We start from the raw sequence: 18,167 nt of genomic DNA on the forward strand, positions 1-18,167 counted from the left end.
GGAACTACTTGCTGGAAAAAATGAAAATGATGAACAGTAAGAGGAACCAAAATAATTTTTATATTTGTTGCGTATTCAACAATTACAAATGGCAATATACGAATATGATAAGTCGTACGGACGCACCTTGGGTATAGCGTATACGCAGGTGTACCGACGGCTGGCGAAGTACCTGAAGGAACGGGACATACCAGTGACGCCCGATCAGTTTAGGGTACTGACCCACCTGTGGCAGAATGACAGCTGTTCACAGCAGCACCTGGCCGAAGGTACTAACCGCGATCGGGCCAACGTGACCCGAATAATCGATATTCTGGAGCGGGAGGGGATCGTGGAGCGGCAGCCGCACGAGAGTGACCGCCGGGCTTTTCGGATCGTCCTTACCGAAAAGGGTAAGGCCATTGAAGCCGAGGCTGCTGAGTGCGGTCGGCAGGCCATTCAGGACTCGCTAGAGGGGGTAACTCCCGAGGAGCTGGAGGTGTGTATGCGTGTGCTGCGAAAAACAATCCAAAATTTAACCTAAGTTTTTTTTGACCATATAATTGCGCATTTAACAATTGAATATTTAACATAAACTTTTACAAATACTATGACAACCAAACTCTCTTTCGGACAAGCGATCAAGACCGGCCTATCCGCTGGCGTAGTCGCTGCTGCTATCAACTCTGTCCTTTTCCTGCTCTTTAGATCGCTGGGCCTCATTACTGACGATGTATTTGTACAGCCTGACATGCCCATGACGGTAGTGCCCGTCATAATTTCTAGTCTGGTACCTTCGGTACTTGCCGGTATGGTATACTACCTGCTGGACCGGTTCACGGCTAACGGGTACCGAAATTTCCTCATCCTGAGTATCGTGCTGTTGCTGCTGTCGTTTGCTAATCCGTTCATGATGATCCCGAACGTACCGGTTAGCTATGGTATAGCTTTGGACCTGATGCACGTTACAGTGGTGGTATCGCTGCTTTATTTCCTGCGGCGGGCTACAACTCCTACCGGAAAAGTAGTGCTATAACTAAATCTTAGCGGCGTTAGTCACGCCCAACTGGCTATGGAACAGCTATTGTTCGAATACCAGGCACCCGAGCCGGATGCCAAAGTACTGGTCCTCTTTGGCGGTAGCCCTGTGCGCCGCGATGGCGTTATCCGCTCGTTGCGCCGCATTGGGAGTGTGAGTATCTACGGTACCCTGAGCCAGGAAGAGGGACTCCGAAAGGTAGAGGAGCTCGGGAATGTGGACCTGGTACTTATTGGCGGCCGCTACACCCAGGAGCAGCGCCTCCGGATCAGGGAGTACCTGCGGGACCACTGGCCGACGGTGCAGGTTACGGAGCCGGGACTGGATTATCCTTACGACGATACTATCATTGCAGAGCGCATCAAAGAGCTCCTGTACAGACAGGAATAGGCGCAGGAAGCATAAAAGAGCAGGGACAACAGGAGGATTTGTTTAACAATAGGGTTATTTTGTTTAGCTTTGGTTAAACAAAATAACCCGCAGCCGGTTCAACGTATATTCTTGTGAACCAATCCTCTTTTGATACTATGCGATCATTCTTACTTTTTTATTCAACCTTACTAGTACATACTGTTTTCCAACTTTTTCCTACCGCCTACGCCCAGAAGCAGGGGGCAGTGTTGGGAACGGTCAAGGATAGCAGAACCCGCGAACCGCTCGTAGGCGTCACTATACAAGCGGAAGGTACTTCGCTGGGTACCACCACTGATGCTGAAGGCGCGTACCGACTCGAAATTCCTACCGGCAGCTACAACCTCAAAGCCACCTTTGTGGGCTATAGCCCCTTTACCAAGTTCAACGTAGTAGTGACGTCAGGTAACGCGCAGCAGATTAACTTTGAGCTTGTTGAGGAAACAGTACAGCTGGAAGCAGCCACGGTGGTACTAAACCGTTCTATCTCGGTGGCCACAGCCGAAACACCCAACTCGGTGCAGAAGCTCACAACTGAGGAAATCAAGAACAACCCCGGTGGCAACTTCGATATTTCACGGGTGATTCAGGTACTTCCCGGGGTAGGCGGTACGGCAGGATCGGTGGGAGGCTTCCGAAATGACCTTATTATTCGGGGAGGTGGACCTAATGAAAACGTCTTTTATCTGGATGGGATCGAAATTCCGGTCATCAACCACTTTGCTACGCAGGGCAGTTCCGGCGGTCCCACGGGTATCCTGAACGTATCATTTATTGAAGATGCTACACTAAGCTCGAGTAGTTTCAACGCCCGCTACGACAATGCCCTGTCGTCGGTGCTGCAGTTTAAGCAGCGGACCGGTAATCCCGACCGCTTCCAGGGCAACGTGCGAGTTAGCTCTACGGAGGTAGCGGGTACTGTAGAGGGGCCTATTACCGAAAAGACCACCTACCTGGCCTCGGTGCGGCGGTCGTACCTACAGCTCTTGTTCCAGGCCATTGACCTACCCATCCGGCCCAACTACTGGGATTTTCAGTACAAGATTACCTCGAAGCTCAACAAGAAAACAACCCTGACGGCGCTGGGTGTAGGGGCCATTGATGAGTTTTCGTTTGCGGTACCCAAGGAGTCGTCGCCGGAGAAGGAGTATATCCTGCGCTCCAACCCAAACATCAACCAGTGGAACTACACGGTAGGCTTTTCGCTGCAGCGCCTGCTCGAAAACGGCTTTATGAATATCTCGGCCAGCCGCAACATGTTCGACAACCGGCTGGATAAGTTTGAGGATAAGCAGGAGGGAAACGAGGCGGCACGCACGCTGAAGAGCCAGTCGCAGGAGATCGAAAACAAGTTCCGGCTGGACGTGAACAAGTCGCTGGGGGCGTGGGAGTGGAGCTACGGAGCCATGCTACAATACGTGAAGTACAACAACGACTTCTTCAACCTGCTGCGCCGCCAGATCCTCAGCGAGCAGGGACAAGTGGTACAGCCGGAGGTAGCCATCCGATTCAACACAGCCATTGATTTCTTTAAGTATGGAGCCTTTGTGCAGGTAAACCGCAAGCTGGCTGATAACCGGCTGAACCTGTCGGCGGGACTGCGCACAGACATGAACTCTTTTACTACCACCGGCACTAATCCACTGCGGACGCTGAGTCCGCGGGCGTCGGTGAGTTACCAGCTGAGTGACCAGTGGCGGGTAAGCGGCTCATTGGGGCGGTACTTCAAGGTACCTATCTATACCGTACTAGGCTACAAGCAGCCCGTCGGCGGCTCCGATCCCAGCTATGTATTCCCTAACCGTTCCAGCGACTATATCCGCTCCGACCACGCTGTGGCGGGGCTGGAGTGGATACCCACGCCCAGTACCCGCGTCACCGTAGAGGGCTTCCTGAAGCAGTACGCCAACTACCCGGTATCGGTGCGCGACGGGCTATCACTGGCCAACCAGGGTGGTGAATTTGGTGCCATTGGCAACGAAGCTGTGACCAGTACGGGCGAGGGGCGGAGCCGGGGTGTAGAGTTTTTTGTGCAGCAGAAGCTGATCGGCAGCTTTTTCGGGGTGCTGAGCTATACCTACTTCCGTTCGGAGTTTACAGGGCGCGATGGAGTGTATAAGCCTTCCGCCTGGGATACGCGCCACCTGGTGTCTACGCAGGTGGGGTACAAGTTTAAAAAGGGCTGGGAGATTGGCGGAAAGTACCTGTTGCAGGGCGGAGCACCCTATACGCCCTTTGACCTGGCTGCTTCCCAGCGCAATTACGCTTCGGTGGGGGTTGGTATTCTGGACTATACCCGCCTCAATACCCAGCGCCTGCGCCCATTCAGCCGCTTCGACCTCCGTATAGATAAGAAGTGGAACGCCCGCCGGTACTCAGTGGATGCTTTCATTGATATCCAGAACCTGTTCCTGACCAACAACCCGGCCTTTCCGCAGTATACCTTCGAGCGTAATGACGATAACACCGGCTTCCGTACCAATGATAACCTAGCCCTGCGGCCCGACGGCAGCAATGCTGTTCCGCTGATTCTACGGAACGAAGACGCTACTGTGACCCCGGCGCTGGGGCTGGTTGTGGAGTTTTAGAAGGCGGGTACTTATGCTGATACCTGTGACACGGTCCCCGTGCCACGGGTAAGTAGCTTCACCAACTATTCCAGAGGCTGTGCAGACACAGCCCCTTTTGCGTTTTAGAGGTACCTATTCTACCGTAAAGAAAAAAAAAGAGGTAGATCGTCTGCTTCAAAGTTCAATTTTTTATATTGTCAGACCAGCCGACGTATTGACACACTCATCCTCTAACCACCCCATGAAGCACTATATCTTCGAGTACACTAATCAGAAAGCCCTTTCCCTACTGATAGGTGCCTGCTTTGCTTTGTTACTAATCATTCCACTAGGTTTGTATTACCTGATCCCATTCGTTGGCAATACGTTAAAAGTTATACTAGCGATAGGTATCCCTTTTCTCGTTTTCTTTCTCTGCAGGAAGAGAATAAATGAAGAGGGAGAAGCCCAGCTGGAGGATTCGTCGATTACCTTTATCCTTGCCAACCAGACTCACTCTATTCAGTTTAGCGAGATTAAATCCTATAAAGTAGAGCACTATAATGGTACCAGACTGATCTGTACCTTTAAGGATAATACCAAATTCAAACTACTGGCCAATAGTTACTTCTGTAAGGCAGAAGTGTTTGAATCGCTATGTGATGATCTGGAACATACCATCAATCAGTACATCCTCGAAACCAATACCGAACTGGTTCGTAAGCCTTCTATTTTTGAGCAAAAGTGGATGCCGGTGTTTCTGGTGATCATGACATTAGGGATTGTTTGGGTATTCTTCCGAACTTATACGGAAGGAAAAACCCCTCCTACCTCTATCTATACCTCTATTGCCATTTTTGCGGGCTTATGGGTTGCCTACTTTAAGGCGCGTGAAAAAAGTAAGGGTAAAGTGCCTCAAATCTAGCACAGGGAACTATGAAGCGCTTTATACTGCTAGTAAGCTTTTTGTGGATAGTGAGCAGGCCTGTGGTAGCGCAGGAGGTTATCTATGCCACACAGGATACTGTTTATATCAATGCCGTGGAAGCAGCGCTGAAAGCCTTGAAGGAGGGAGACTGTACTAGCTGTCTGGCCCAGTACAAACGCGCTTTTTCGGTTAATCACACCAGTGCCATGAGTGCCCTACGAGCGTCGGTTTGTGCCTATCAGTGTCAGCAGCAGGAGCAAGCGCTGATATATATGAAAAAAGCCATCGCATTGGACTGGGAACTTAGCGAGGAGATCTGGGAAGATCAACAGGAGCGTCCGGAGCTAGCTCCTCTGCGAGCCAGCGCCCTGGCGGCTGATTTTCAGCGGTACCTCGACGAGAAGAAGATAGCCGCAGGACGTAACCCGGACCTTGAACGCGAGTTAGCAGCTATTCGTGAAGCTGACCAGAAGCCCCGGCTGAAGATGGATACCGTCGGCCGGGAGTATGGATTTAATTCTCCGCAGGCAAAACCCGTGTGGGAAGAGATGGTGCGGGCCGATTCTGTCAATCTTCCTAAAATAGAGCGGATCTTGCAACAGTACGGCTACCCTGGTAAAAGTCTGGTTGGCGAAGAGCAGTCTATGACGGCCTGGTTAGTGATCCAGCACGCTCCACTGGCAGTGCAGGAAAAGTACTTCCCCCTGATTCAAAAAGCGGCTCAACAGGGCGAACTGGAGAAATCACACCTTGCTTTACTGGTAGATCGTATCCGTGTATTTAAAGGGCAAAAGCAGCTATACGGATCTCAGGTAAAGAATGGCCCGGATGGTAAGCCTGCCGGATTTGAACCTATCGAAGATGAGCCCAATGTGAACAAACGACGAGCAGAGATGGGGCTTGGCCCGCTCGAGGACTACGCCAGATACTTTGGCTTTGAGTATGTATTACCTAAGGAGTAGGGGGAGGGGGTCGTCAGATCTGAGGGGCCTCACCACCCTCTGCACAACGTATAGAAAAGGTTGGTGGATGCAGGTCAGGAAAATTAGGGCTGACGTACCCCAGTTACAAACTATGGCATGGGCAAGTTTATCTTCCGTAACAAGGATTCCCTACCTGATATCCTCGAACCGTCCCTGGCTGAGGTCGCCGGTCTGAAAGCCTTTCTTAAACCAGTACATGCGCTGCTGTGAGGTACCATGGGTAAAGGCATCCGGTACTACGTAGCCCTGGGATTCTTTCTGGAGCTTGTCGTCGCCAATGGCATTGGCGGCCGTAAGAGCGGCTTCCAGGTCACCGGCTTCCAGGATATTATCCATTTGGTTCGCCCGGTTGGCCCACACTCCCGCCAGGAAGTCCGCCTGTAGTTCCAGTTGTACCGAGAGCTTGTTGTACTCAGCCTTACTCAGGCGTCCCCGTTGCTGCTGTACCTGGTCTGAAATGCCCATCAGGTTCTGTACGTGGTGACCTACCTCGTGCGCCACTACATAGGCCACGGCAAACTCGCCCGGTGCCTGAAAGCGGTCCCTGAGCTGATCACAAAACGATAGGTCAATGTATACCTTCTGGTCGGCCGGGCAGTAGAAGGGACCCATGGCCGCCGAAGCGCCACCGCAGGCGCTTTGGGTAGCATCAGTGAACATCTGCAGGGTAGGGGGCTGGTACTGGGCATTGTTTTCGGCGTAGATCCGGCCCCAAACATCTTCGGTACTTCCTAGTACTGCCGTTACAAAATCGGCCATTTGATCGTCAGGCCGTGGACCTGCGGGGCGCGTTTCAGACTGTTGCGCTGTAGGATCACCTCCTTGCAGGTTACCCAATATCTCAGTCGGGTCCTGACCCATTAACAGACCCAGCACCACTAAAACAATGACGCCCAGTCCGCCGCCTACCGCTGCCTTACCTCCGCCCGACATACCACGTCGGTCTTCCACGTTTCTGCTTCTTCGTAAATCCTGCCAGCGCATAGTATACCTGTTTTTGATTCTTTTGATAGTTTCAAACTACCCTGTTTGAGCTGTAGTAGTTACCTGTATCAGGAACATCAATGTGGGTAGTGCTGTGTAGATAAACCTCAAAAACTGATAAGTGTTTTTCTTTGAATGAGGACTCTTTCAAGATTGCAGACTATATACGTTCTTCTAGCTTAAAGGAGGTTTTACCTGCGCCACGGTTTCGAACCGTGTCACGGGGACAAGAAAATGACTAGAGGGTAATTTTGTAGATACAAAACATAAAACGGTTACTATTCTTAGCATGCTGTTTAACAAAGGCTCGGGCAGCGCGCTCCTCCTGTTAAACATCTGTCAACTAATAATAATGCTGTGTCTAAGTGAAGCCGAGTTGATACTTCCTGTTCATTGCTCCAATGCCCGGCTCTGCTATCGCAAGCACTTTTGTTATGCGCCATTTTATTTGTCTTGTTTATAAAACGCTTGTAGTGCTTTAGTAAATGTAACTGTGGCAATGTCCATGTGCGCTAAGTCACTATATACTTTGTATTGGAATTCTATGTCCTTGATATCAGCACTCAAAATGCTATTTCCTAACTCTCTAACTGGTGCAATATTCCATGTCGAATCTTCTAAGCCTCCAACAGCCATGAATATGTTCAGCGTGTCGCGGTTGTTTCTGTTAGTTAGCTTGTCTGTCAGCTGGTTTAGATAAAAATCATTATACCATAAGGAAGGACTTGCAGAAGCGAAATTTTTGAAAACAGATTTACTACTGTCTATTTGATTAAGTAAAGCATAAAGAGAGAAATAACCACCAAATGAATGCCCCAGTAAAGAGCGGTTGTTCTTTTGTGTATTATAGTTAGTGTCAATATATGCGACTAACTGGTTGGCAATGAAGTCATGAAAGCTTTTTCCTCCGCCAACTGCATTCATTTCGTCGGAAGGTAATGAGGCAGGATACATATAATCTCGTACTCTTAATGAATCCATTTGCCTTAGAGATTTATATCCAATGCCAACAAGTATTATCGGTGGAAGCATTTCGGCTTTTTCGTATTGCTTTATCACGGAAGCCAGCATAGGGAAATGAAAGTTTGCATCAAGTACATAAACGGTGGGATAATTAGCCGTAGAATCTCGGTAATAGTTTTCGGGTAATTGAACCGATACATAAAATGAGTCCTTAACCGCACTTGAATAGATAGAAAATTCCTGGTTGAGTGATTTTGTATCGATGCCTTTTTTATCAGAATTAGAACATGCTGTGATAGAGATAGCTAGTAAAATGAGGTGAATCGTTTTCATGTTTTACGTCTAAGAAGTAAGAGTACGTTTGGACATTTCCTCTGGTAAGGAGTTCTAGAATGGAGTTCACACCTGTGGCACAGTTTGGAACTGTGCCACAGGTGCATACGGTTAGCTAGATCTGATTCAATTCTAAAACCCAATCGTGAACCGCAGACCGGGGCTCAGGTTTTTGAAGGTGCCATTGAAGTACACTTCGGGCTCGATCCTTAAGGTAGGAGTAAGGTTGAGGCCCCCCGAAACCTTCCAGGTATTAGGCTCGTAGTAGTTGCCCGTGCGGTGAACCAAGTACCCTACCATCAGTTGCCCCGTCTGCTTCACTTCTTTGTTCCCGATGCGTACGCCGTCCTTGGTTTTTTGGAAAAAGGAAAGCCCGGCCATGACAAAGCCATTCTGGTAGATGCGCGTCTGGCCCTCCGGGCTGCGGTTAAAGAAGTACTGCTGCTGGTATCCTATGCGCGGTTTCAGGGGTGACTTTTCCATAAATAGAGTGAACTCCCCATTAAGCGAGGTCATCCAGTTGCCGCGGATGTACCCCAGGCTGGCACTCGGTGAGATAATGAGCATATCCGAACCGAAGTTAGCTACCTGTACCTTGCGGTCGCCCAGGTACCGGCCGTATACTTCAGGGGAGCGTTCGAGTATCTTCGGGTCCGTTTTCTTTTCCAGGCTCTGGATGAGGTAGGCTGTTTTCTCCCGGATCTCCTCATGGAGCATCGGTATGTTTCGCAGGTCGTTGACCAACAGGTACAGCTCCGCCTGCCGGTTATCATCTTTCCTGACGCTGATATGCAGCGTATCCTGTATTGACTTGACCTGTACCAGTTCATTATTCAGGACCGAGAACTCCGAGGCGGGCTGTGGGTACTTCTTCCAACGGAGCTGAGGGGCTCCATTTTCTTCCAGTATGTAATGGACCGAAGTACCTTGAGTGTCGTCCGGCATTTGTTCAATAAAGCGACCGTACTCGTTCCAGAACTGGCGCACCAGTGAGTCGGGGCGCTGTACCAGCCGCGTACCGGAGTACTTTCGGCTCATCAGGAGCAGGCGGTTGCCTTTGGAGAGTTGTACTTCAAAAGAGGCCGTGTTGAGAAAGTTGGGGTACTCGTCCCGGAAGGCGTGCGCATCCAACCGGGAGTCAAAGGCGTAGTTGACATTGCCAAGTTGAGCCAATAGGGGAGTGGTGGCACTCCCCAGCAGGAGAGTGACCCAGATGATCAGTTTTTGCATGGAAAAAGATGTTAGAAAAAAGTGAGTAGGTAAAACAGGCTTAGTTAAATATAGGTATAGCTAAGGGTTTACGGGAGGATGACTGGTCTGGTTCGGTGGCGGCAGGTAACCCAACCCTGAATACCACCTGCGTACGAGCTTTATTTTCATGCTTCTCCTGTTGCATCAGCTCGTTCCGGTGCACGATGCGATAAGTAGGCTCTGGAGCTGCCGGAGTAGTACTTTGCAGCGGATCAGATGGCTCATTAACCTGTTCCTCTAGGGCTGGGGGAGTACTGGCTACCAGTGGTGCCTCCGGTCTATACTCCTGAGCGGGAGCAGGGGTAGCCGGCACTGATTCTTTTGTAAGTACCTCCTTGGGGCTCTCGGGTTTTACCTGAGTGGCTACTCGTTCCGGAGATTCCTCGGTAGTAGGTACTTCGCTTCTGGTGGATGCCTCAGTGTCTGGTGCAGCCTGGTGCTGCGCGGGTACTTGTTGCACTAGTGTCTCTTTATCCTCTTGGGGAGTCACCGTTTCCCTCATCCAGCCAATACTGATCCCAACCGCCAGTAGTACCGCGGCGGCAGTAGCCCAGTACCACCACGCTACTCGCTTGGGTCGGGTAGCCTGTTGAGGGAGTTCGGGCCGGAGTTGCTGCCAGAATAGGTCCGCGTTGAAGTCGCGGTGGGGCTGGTCAGCCAGGTACTCCGCATTGGACCTGAACAGGTCATCTATATTATCTTCTTTCATAGCTGTATCCGTTTTTGGTCAGCAGCGCCTGCAGGGCTGCCCGCGCTTTACTTAGTTGTGACTTGGAGGTATTCTCGCTGATGTTCAGTAAGGTACCAATCTCCTTGTGCGAATAGCCTTCGAGAGCGTACAGGCAGAACACCGTCCGGTACCCATCCGGCAGGCTCAGGATCAACTCGTGGATGCCTTCGGCGTGCAGGTCTGCTTCGGCGCTTGATCCGGTTGAGTAGGGTACCTCCTCCGCGGGCGTATCGTCCCACACCCACTCTGTGTTTTTAGTCCGGCGCAGGTGCATGAGGCTTTCGTTCACGGCTATGCGCTTCATCCATACTTCCAGTTCATCATCGCTGCGGTACTCAAAGCCCCCAACGGACCGGAATATTTTCAGGAACGCATTCATCAGTACCTCCTCCGTTTCGAGCGGGTTCCTGACGTAGCGGCGGCACAGGCGGTACAGGCGATTGGCAAAATGGTCGTACAGACGCCTTTGGGCGAAGGGATTTTCCCGTTGGCACTGCCGGACAATCTCCTGTAACATGCTGCGCTGATTTGGTTCTTTAATGATAGAAATGCAGAAAGTCTCCCGGGGGTTGCCCGGGAGACTTTAATTTAGAAATAAAAAAATTGAGATTGCTATAAGCGTACAAGTGTGGATATGGCTAGTCCCTGACTAACAGCCTTCTACCGTAGGTAGTTGACTTACTAAAAGGACATGCTGATCTTTCCGCTGTTCCCTAGTACCATCTGCGCATTTTCTTCTAGTTTGATGCCCAGTACGTTACCGACGTCATCCAGTTGTACCGTATGCCCTGCCTGAATGGTGACGTTATCTAGCGAGGTAGGTACAGTACCGCAGGCCCAGGTCGTGCCGGACTGCCAGTTGCCGCTCTGGATGCTTCTTACAACCCGGCTGATGGAGGGAGTAAAGAGTTGCTCTGTATAACAGTTGCCGGCCAGGGTGATGGCTACGGTATAGGTGCCGGGCTGGGTGGCCGTATAGGTACTTTGGGTGGCATTGGCAATAGGTGTATTATTAAGCTTCCACTGGTACTCAAGGTGCTGGCCTGTGTACGTATACAGCTGAGCCGGCTGCTCACAGGTAATGGTAGGAGTAACGCCACCACCATACCGTATGTAGTTGCCCAGGTTCGGTACGTGCTGGTCCATCCATGTGAGGCGCTGGTTCAGCCAGTCCTTCAGATAGGCGATCTCGGTAGGGAAGTCACCGCGTTCGCCCATTACGTTCCAGCGCTGATAGTCGCGGGGCTGCGCTTCGGACACAGTAGCGATAAACTGGTCAATGATGCCGTTGATCGTGGCGGTCTGGAGTACTCCGGCGCGCAAGTTTAGCCAGCGGGCCTGTAGATCCGCCACAAAGACCGGGTCAGCCATGAATCGCTTCCACCAGAAAGGCTGCTTGCGATCTATACGACAAAGGCGCTGACTCTGGTACTGCCAGCCTTCAGTGTCGTTGGCATCACAGAAGTTCCAGGCCGTATTTCCCATGGAAGCGTTATAGTCCCACATAGGGCCCATGGAGAGTTTCCCTCCCCGGCTGTCGCGCTGCTTGTACATGTAGGTACTTTGACTGAATGCATCCGCGGAGCGTACCAACTCTGACAATAAAAAGTAATCAATAAAAGTAGTAACGTTCGTATAGGCCCTGTATCCCAGAATGGGGTCTCTGAATGTCTCGGCATGTAGTGCCGTCTCAAACTGGTGCAGGTAGTTCTTAATGTACGTCAGATGATTGGGATGAATAGCTTCATCTTCCGGATAGTGTAGCTCAAAGTCTGTACGAAAATCATTGCATTCGTTTGGAAATTGTGAGTCCCAATAAGGACCTATATTACCGGTATGGTGATCAATCTTGACTATGTACCCCCCGGTCAGGGCATTGCCGGTACTATCTTTGTATTCAAGTTCTGAAATAGCTACCCGGTTTCCATCTCTTTTTATCTTTTCCATCAGAACATAAATGCCACGGTACTCATTATACGAGTTGACTACACCGTCGGTTGTTAGGAACAGTTCCACAAAAACTATTCGGGAGGAGTAGTGCCCCATATTTCTAAATAAAGTATGGGTTAGAGCATCGCGTGAGTAGGTTTCATCATCAAATGCGCCAAAAAGAATCCAGTCGTTTTCGGAGGGCATTCCAAGCAAGGATACATTTAGGTTTGAACCATCCGCGTTTCTGGTTTCTAAACCATAAGGCTTTTTTTCATGAGGAACCTGCTGAGAGTAGTTTCCACGGAGCTCGATGCCAATTTTGCCGTTGTAATGATTGAATGGATCCGTCAGATTGTTTCTTACTCCAGCCCCATTATAAATAATTCCCATATCAGCCATGATTTTGGGATCATCTACTATAGTCTGGCCATGCGTATTGATTACGACAATAGGTAGATTGGAAGAAGAAGGGAGTGATTGGGCAGCTACATGTATATACATAAGCGTAGCAGACACCAGCAAAGCGGTGGACTTCATAAATGTGATGTAGATTAAGTGTGTGTAGATATAGATTGTTAAAATAAAGATCCTATTTTTTCTTGAAAAAAGAAAGTAATAGGTCTGTGTTTTAATAGGTTGAGTACAAGGGTATTGTAAGTTTAGCCTACACTATTTTGTTACTTATTTTTTGGGCTCCTGCTGGTATGGCAAAAGAAAGAAACAGAAATACCTATTTCGATACTTGTTACACTAAATACTTTTATTCTATTAATAAAAAATAACTAAATTGCGGCACTACACTCATCAACAGACTTTCGTTACTTGCTTGTTAGATCAGAAATCATTCTAAGCCTTATGACAGCCGATACATTGCCCATCGAAATCCAGCAGACGACCAGTCCCCGCCTGAGCGAAGTAGACTTCACCAATCTGGTGTTTGGTCGTAATATATCAGACCACATGTTCGTGGCGGAGTACCGCGACGGCCAGTGGCAGAACCTCCGCATCATTCCCTACGCTGACATGGCGTTGAGTCCGGCTACGGCCGCCCTGCACTACGGTCAGGCGATCTTTGAAGGAATGAAGGCTTATAAGAATGAAGCAGGCGAGGTACTGACCTTCCGGCCCCGCGACAACTGGGCACGCTTTAACCGTTCGGCTGAGCGTATGTGTATGCCTACAGTACCCGAAGAGATATTCATGAGCGGCCTCAACGAGCTGCTGCGTCTGGATGCCGGCTGGGTTCCTTCGCAGCCTGGTAGCTCACTGTACATCCGCCCGTATATGTTTGCGTCGGACGCCTACCTGGGGGTACGTCCTTCAGATAGCTATATATTTATCATATTTACCGGTCCGGTAGGTAACTATTACGCCAATCCTCCTAAGGTAAAGGTAGAAACGGAGTACATCCGGGCTGCCGAGGGTGGAGTAGGGGCCGCCAAGTGTGCCGGTAACTACGCGGCATCACTGTACCCTACGCGCCTGGCTCAGCAGCAGGGCTACGATCAGCTGATCTGGACCGATGCCCGTGACCATGCCTTTATAGAGGAGTCGGGTACTATGAACGTAATGTTCGTAATTGATGGCAAGCTGATTACCCCTGCCGTATCAGATACCATTCTGGATGGTATTACCCGTCGGAGCATCGTCGAGATCGCCCGTCACTGGGGAGTACCTGTAGAGGAGCGACGGGTAGCGATCAAAGAGGTAATTGACGCCATTAAAGAAGGTCGTCTGGAAGCCGCTTTCGGAGCCGGTACGGCCGTAGTAGTGTCACCTTTTGCCGTGATTGGCTACGAAGGTACTAACTATGAGCTGCCTGCCATCAAAGAAGATTCCTTCGTTTCAAGAGTGAAAGATTTCCTGACCGACATCCGTACCGGCAAGACGGAGGATGTATTTGGCTGGACTCAAAAAATACAGTAGTTTAAAATATAGATTACTACGTTAGTCTCGTAATAGCCGGAAGCTTAGCAGCTTTCGGCTATTTTTGTTAGGGCTACTGTTGAGTGGCCACGGGGAATTTCAAACCAACAAATACATTCGAGTGATTTACTGGATTGGTATTTTGTTCCGTTCAGTAAGTTTTGAGCGGCAGGCGGATAGGTTTAAGCTATCATTTTCAAATACTACTCTTTTTTAAATTACTTTTAAGCCTGATTATTTACCTATAAACCTCTACTTGGTAGTACGTATGTTAGAATCATTATCCGCCACCTCTGACAAGACCGAAGTATTTGAGCAGGTACAGCAGTACCTCGATTCCCTTGGCTTTACCGTTGTAAGCAAGGATCATAACCGTCCGTGGGGGGGCTTCTTTGTATTGGAAGAGGCTCAGGCTCCCGAGTTTATCAAGGAGTTCTTCCCGCACCTTTCGGTAGCTGATTTTGCCGGATTCGATAAGTTGAGCCCCAAGATTCTGGTCGTAGCGCCCGGTAAGCGTCTGTCGTGGCAGTACCACCACCGCCGAGCCGAGATCTGGAAAGTAATAGGTGGCAAAGCCGGCGTAGTGACCAGCGAAACTGACGAGCAAACCGATCTGCAGGAACTGCCTCTCAACGCTGTGATCAGCCTCAATCAAGGGCAGCGTCACCGTCTGGTAGGGGTAGATCAGTATGGGATCATCGCTGAGATCTGGCAACATACCGACGCCTCCAATCCTTCCGACGAAGACGATATCGTTCGGGTGCAGGATGACTTTGGAAGATAATCTTCTTACTATACTACATCATGACAAAAGGAGTGGCATCAGCCACTCCTTTTGTCGTTATAAGATTTTCCTGTAATTACCTTTTTCGTATACCGAACAGGCTATCTAAGTACACTTATCAATCATGTACTTAGCTAAGTTTAAAAATATATACGTATAAGTATATCCGTGTTTAAGTAATATTAAGAAATTTCTTTTAGATTTATCCTATTATTAAGAAATTTTAATGTCCTGGTATGTGCGTATGAATGTGGCTTAATCTGTACATCTATTCATCTTTAACAAATCTAATTTGTTATGAAGCATTTCTATCCATCTCCACCGCCATTACTTCGCTGTTTTGGCGTTTTTTTGTTTTCAATACTGTGTATCAGTATGACCCAGGTTTACGGGCAAAGTACAAATTCGGTATTGGCTCGTAATGCACAGTCGACTACTGATTTAGCAGCTGGTAAGAAGGGAGGCAAAGCAGTAGAAATAACTGTGAATGGCCGCGTAACGGATGCTACTACCAATGAACCGCTGGTAGGATGTACAGTAGTATTGAAGGGAACCCAGCGCGGTACTAACACCGATGCCAGTGGTAATTATACTCTGACTGTACCTGACGCAGGAGCGGTACTAGTGTTTGGCTACATTGGCTACGAAAAGCAGGAAGTACCTGTAAATGGCAGAAGTACCATCAATGTACAGATGAATGCAGAGGCTTCCAACCTGTCGCAGGTGGTGGTGATTGGCTACGGTAGTACTACCAAAAAGGACATGACCGGTGCGGTGAAGTCCCTCAAGCCCGCTGACTTTAACCAGGGAATCATCAACTCGCCGGAGCAGCTCCTGCAGGGTAAGGTTGCGGGGGTGAATGTGGTATCAGCCAGTGGTGAGCCGGGCGCCAGTCAGAATATCAGCATCCGCGGTCCGGGGGGAGTTCGTACAGGTAGTACGCCTCTGTTTGTACTGGATGGTATGGCGCTGGACAACTCAAGTACCGGTGGCGCTATTAACCCGCTCAACTTCCTTAACCCACAGGATATTGAGTCTATTGATGTACTGAAAGACGCATCGGCTACTGCCATATACGGTTCACGCGGTGCCAACGGCGTTATCCTGATCACAACCAAGAAAGGGAAAGCCGGTGTTTCTACCTTTAACTACAACGGAAGTCTGGGTATATCTACCCTGGCGCGGGCCCTGCCGGTATTCACAGCGGATGAGTTCCGCCAGCAGGTAACTGCCTTGGGAGGTACACTCGAAGACAGGGGAGCTGATACCGACTGGCAGAAGGAAGTAACCCGCACTGCCTACACCCAGAATCACAACCTGTCGTTTGGTGGCGGAGCTGATAAGCTGACCTACTATGGCTCTGTGGGTATCCAGAAACAGCAGGGTATCTTGAAAAGCAATGACCTCAATCGCTACACAGGTCGTATCAACGTGAGTCAGAAGTTCCTGGAGGACCGTCTCAACCTGGACCTGAACCTGAATGCCACCTATACCCAAAACCAGCGTCCTCCAATCCAAAGCCTGGTGGGTGGAGCCATCTCGGCTAACCCTACGTTCCCGGCTTATGATGACCAGGGCGAGCCTTTTCAGTACCAGGGAGGTACCAATCCGCTGATTCCGTTGAAGCTCGAAAAGGATATTACTACTATTAACCGCGTCATTGCCAATATTTCTCCCTCATTCAAAATCACCAAAGACCTGGTGTATAAGCTGAATATTGGGATAGATAATTCTAATTCGGTACGTGATATCCAGTCGCTCGCCAACGCGGTACCGCAGCAGGATGGACGTCTTGATACCTACAATACCTACAACCGCAATACCCTGGTAGAAAACTATTTTACGTACACCTTGACCAGGGACAAAAGCAACCTTACCGCCTTGCTAGGACATTCGTACCAAAAGATATTTGTGCAAGGCCGTAACACCAGCATTAACAAGTTCCCGCTCGGGAGCATTGAGCCTATTTATAACCCGGGGATTGGTCAGGAGCTGACCCTGGCTAACAACCGTCCTGGAGGTTATGCTCTGGAAAATGAGCTGCAGTCGTTCTTCTCCCGTATTAACTATCAATATAATGATAAGTACCTGCTGACAGCTACCGTACGCGCTGATGGTTCGTCGAAGTTTGGAGCTAATAATAAGTACGGGATCTTCCCGTCTATCTCGGCAGGTTGGAGACTATCTGAAGAGGAGTTCCTGAAGTCAGGACCCTTTACAGACCTGAAACTACGCGCGGGCTGGGGGCAAACGGGTAACCAAGAGATTCCTTCCAAAATCACCCAAGCGCTGTTTACTTCGCAGGTGTCTTCTTCTACCAGCTATCCTTTGTCACCAACGGATCCCTACCCGGCCGGTACTTCCTACTCACGCTTAGCCAATCCTAATATCCAGTGGGAAGTATCGACTCAAACGGACATCGGACTTGACTTTGGCTTATTCAACGGAGCCCTGTCCGGTACCATTGACTACTTCAACAAGGTATCCAACAACATCCTGCTGGAAGTAATCCCGGCCGACCCCGTTCAGCCGGCGGGTACTTTCTGGACCAATGTACCGGATATGACCATTACCAACCGGGGTCTGGAATTTGAGCTGAACTACCGCTATACCAATACCGGCGGTTTCCGGTTTGACATTGGCGGAAACATGACCTTTATTCATAACCGGGTCGAAAACTCCCCCTATACTGTTATTCCTTCGGGAGCGGCTTCGGGATCAGGACTTACCTCAGCTACCATCAATGGGTACATCAATAACCAGCCTATCGGTACTTTCTTCCTGAAAGAGTTCACGGGCTTTGACGAGAACGGGATCAGTAACTTCCGCGATGTAGATGGTGATGGCATCATTACCGACAAAGACCGTGTACCCGTAGGCAGTGCCCTGCCTACCCGCCAGTACAACATCAACAGTAGCCTGGCTTACAAAGGGTTCGACCTGGTGATCAACTTCAACGGTGTAGCGGGTAACAAGGTGTATGACAACACGGCAAACGCTAGCTTCTATAAGCTGCGACTCTCGAAAGGTCTGAATACAACACCGGAGGCTATTGCTTTTCCCGAAGAGTCTGTCAACAATTCAGCGCCGGTATCTTCAAGGTACCTGAAGGATGGCTCCTTCTTCCGACTTAATAACCTTTCGCTGGGATACAACCTCAACACCAAAGCGCTGGGTGTTAACCGCTGGATCTCGGGCATCCGGGTATCCGTTACGGGCCAGAACCTGTTCGTAATTACCAACTACGACGGCTACGATCCGGAAGTAAATACCGATCGTACGGTCAATGGTATCCTGTCGTATGGTATCGATTACCTCAGCTATCCCAAAGCCAGAAACCTCATCTTTGGCCTGAACTTTACTTTTTAATCAGAG

General features: G+C 49.7%; 15 protein-coding genes. 9 read left to right on the forward strand and 6 right to left on the reverse strand.

Annotated elements, in window-relative coordinates; genetic code table 11:
- Positions 1-88 precede the first annotated feature (88 nt).
- The 6 genes from JUB14_RS25320 to JUB14_RS25345 all read left to right on the forward strand — a co-directional run bounded on the left by JUB14_RS25320 (position 89) and on the right by JUB14_RS25345 (position 5,868).
- A complete protein-coding gene (locus JUB14_RS25320) occupies positions 89-523 on the forward strand; it encodes a MarR family winged helix-turn-helix transcriptional regulator (protein ID WP_207509662.1) in 435 nt (144 codons plus the stop codon).
- 66 nt (positions 524-589) lie between these two features.
- Positions 590-1,015 (forward strand): DUF6069 family protein, encoded by a 426-nt coding sequence (locus tag JUB14_RS25325; protein ID WP_207509663.1) that lies wholly within the window; start codon positions 590-592, stop codon positions 1,013-1,015.
- 36 nt (positions 1,016-1,051) lie between these two features.
- On the forward strand, positions 1,052-1,408 hold the full coding sequence (locus JUB14_RS25330; RefSeq protein WP_207509664.1) for a hypothetical protein: 357 nt from the start codon (positions 1,052-1,054) through the stop codon (positions 1,406-1,408).
- Positions 1,409-1,545: 137 nt separating this feature from the next.
- Positions 1,546-4,017 carry a TonB-dependent receptor gene (locus JUB14_RS25335; protein ID WP_207509665.1) on the forward strand — a complete coding sequence of 824 codons (2,472 nt, stop codon included), beginning with the start codon at positions 1,546-1,548 and terminating at the stop codon, positions 4,015-4,017.
- Between the two features lie 223 nt (positions 4,018-4,240).
- Positions 4,241-4,903, forward strand: coding sequence for a hypothetical protein (locus JUB14_RS25340; protein WP_207509666.1), 663 nt, complete (start codon positions 4,241-4,243; stop codon positions 4,901-4,903).
- An 11-nt stretch (positions 4,904-4,914) separates the two neighbouring features.
- Positions 4,915-5,868: a DUF6624 domain-containing protein gene (locus JUB14_RS25345; protein ID WP_207509667.1), complete on the forward strand. Its 954-nt coding sequence runs from the start codon at positions 4,915-4,917 to the stop codon at positions 5,866-5,868.
- A gap of 150 nt (positions 5,869-6,018) precedes the next feature.
- Here the strand turns inward: JUB14_RS25345 and ypfJ are convergent, their stop codons facing one another.
- The 6 genes from ypfJ to JUB14_RS25375 form a co-directional block, all read right to left on the reverse strand.
- A complete protein-coding gene (gene ypfJ, locus JUB14_RS25350; RefSeq protein WP_207509668.1) occupies positions 6,019-6,873 on the reverse strand; it encodes a KPN_02809 family neutral zinc metallopeptidase in 855 nt (284 codons plus the stop codon).
- 444 nt (positions 6,874-7,317) lie between these two features.
- Positions 7,318-8,169 (reverse strand): alpha/beta hydrolase, encoded by an 852-nt coding sequence (locus JUB14_RS25355; protein ID WP_207509669.1) that lies wholly within the window; start codon positions 8,167-8,169, stop codon positions 7,318-7,320.
- A gap of 132 nt (positions 8,170-8,301) precedes the next feature.
- Positions 8,302-9,399, reverse strand: a complete 1,098-nt coding sequence (locus JUB14_RS25360; RefSeq protein ID WP_207509670.1) for a hypothetical protein — start codon at positions 9,397-9,399, stop codon at positions 8,302-8,304.
- Positions 9,400-9,439: 40 nt separating this feature from the next.
- Positions 9,440-10,129, reverse strand: a complete 690-nt coding sequence (locus tag JUB14_RS25365) for a hypothetical protein (protein ID WP_207509671.1) — start codon at positions 10,127-10,129, stop codon at positions 9,440-9,442.
- Entirely contained in the window at positions 10,116-10,667 is a 552-nt protein-coding gene (locus JUB14_RS25370) for an RNA polymerase sigma factor (RefSeq protein ID WP_207509672.1), read from the reverse strand. Before JUB14_RS25370 ends, JUB14_RS25365 begins: the two co-directional genes overlap by 14 nt.
- Positions 10,668-10,831: 164 nt before the next feature.
- Positions 10,832-12,619 carry a CotH kinase family protein gene (locus JUB14_RS25375; RefSeq protein ID WP_207509673.1) on the reverse strand — a complete coding sequence of 596 codons (1,788 nt, stop codon included), beginning with the start codon at positions 12,617-12,619 and terminating at the stop codon, positions 10,832-10,834.
- Between the two features lie 318 nt (positions 12,620-12,937).
- Here JUB14_RS25375 and JUB14_RS25380 point away from each other — a divergent pair, with 318 nt between their 5' ends.
- From JUB14_RS25380 to JUB14_RS25390, 3 genes are all read left to right on the forward strand, one after another.
- Positions 12,938-14,008 carry a branched-chain amino acid aminotransferase gene (locus tag JUB14_RS25380; protein ID WP_207509674.1) on the forward strand — a complete coding sequence of 357 codons (1,071 nt, stop codon included), beginning with the start codon at positions 12,938-12,940 and terminating at the stop codon, positions 14,006-14,008.
- 268 nt (positions 14,009-14,276) lie between these two features.
- Entirely contained in the window at positions 14,277-14,792 is a 516-nt protein-coding gene (locus JUB14_RS25385) for a cupin domain-containing protein (RefSeq protein ID WP_207509675.1), read from the forward strand.
- A gap of 375 nt (positions 14,793-15,167) precedes the next feature.
- On the forward strand, positions 15,168-18,161 hold the full coding sequence (locus tag JUB14_RS25390) for a SusC/RagA family TonB-linked outer membrane protein (RefSeq protein ID WP_229368283.1): 2,994 nt from the start codon (positions 15,168-15,170) through the stop codon (positions 18,159-18,161).
- The last annotated feature ends 6 nt before the right edge of the window (positions 18,162-18,167 follow it).

This window comes from Telluribacter humicola, assembly GCF_017355935.1.
In the GTDB taxonomy this organism is placed as follows: Bacteria; Bacteroidota; Bacteroidia; order Cytophagales; family Spirosomataceae; genus Telluribacter; species Telluribacter humicola.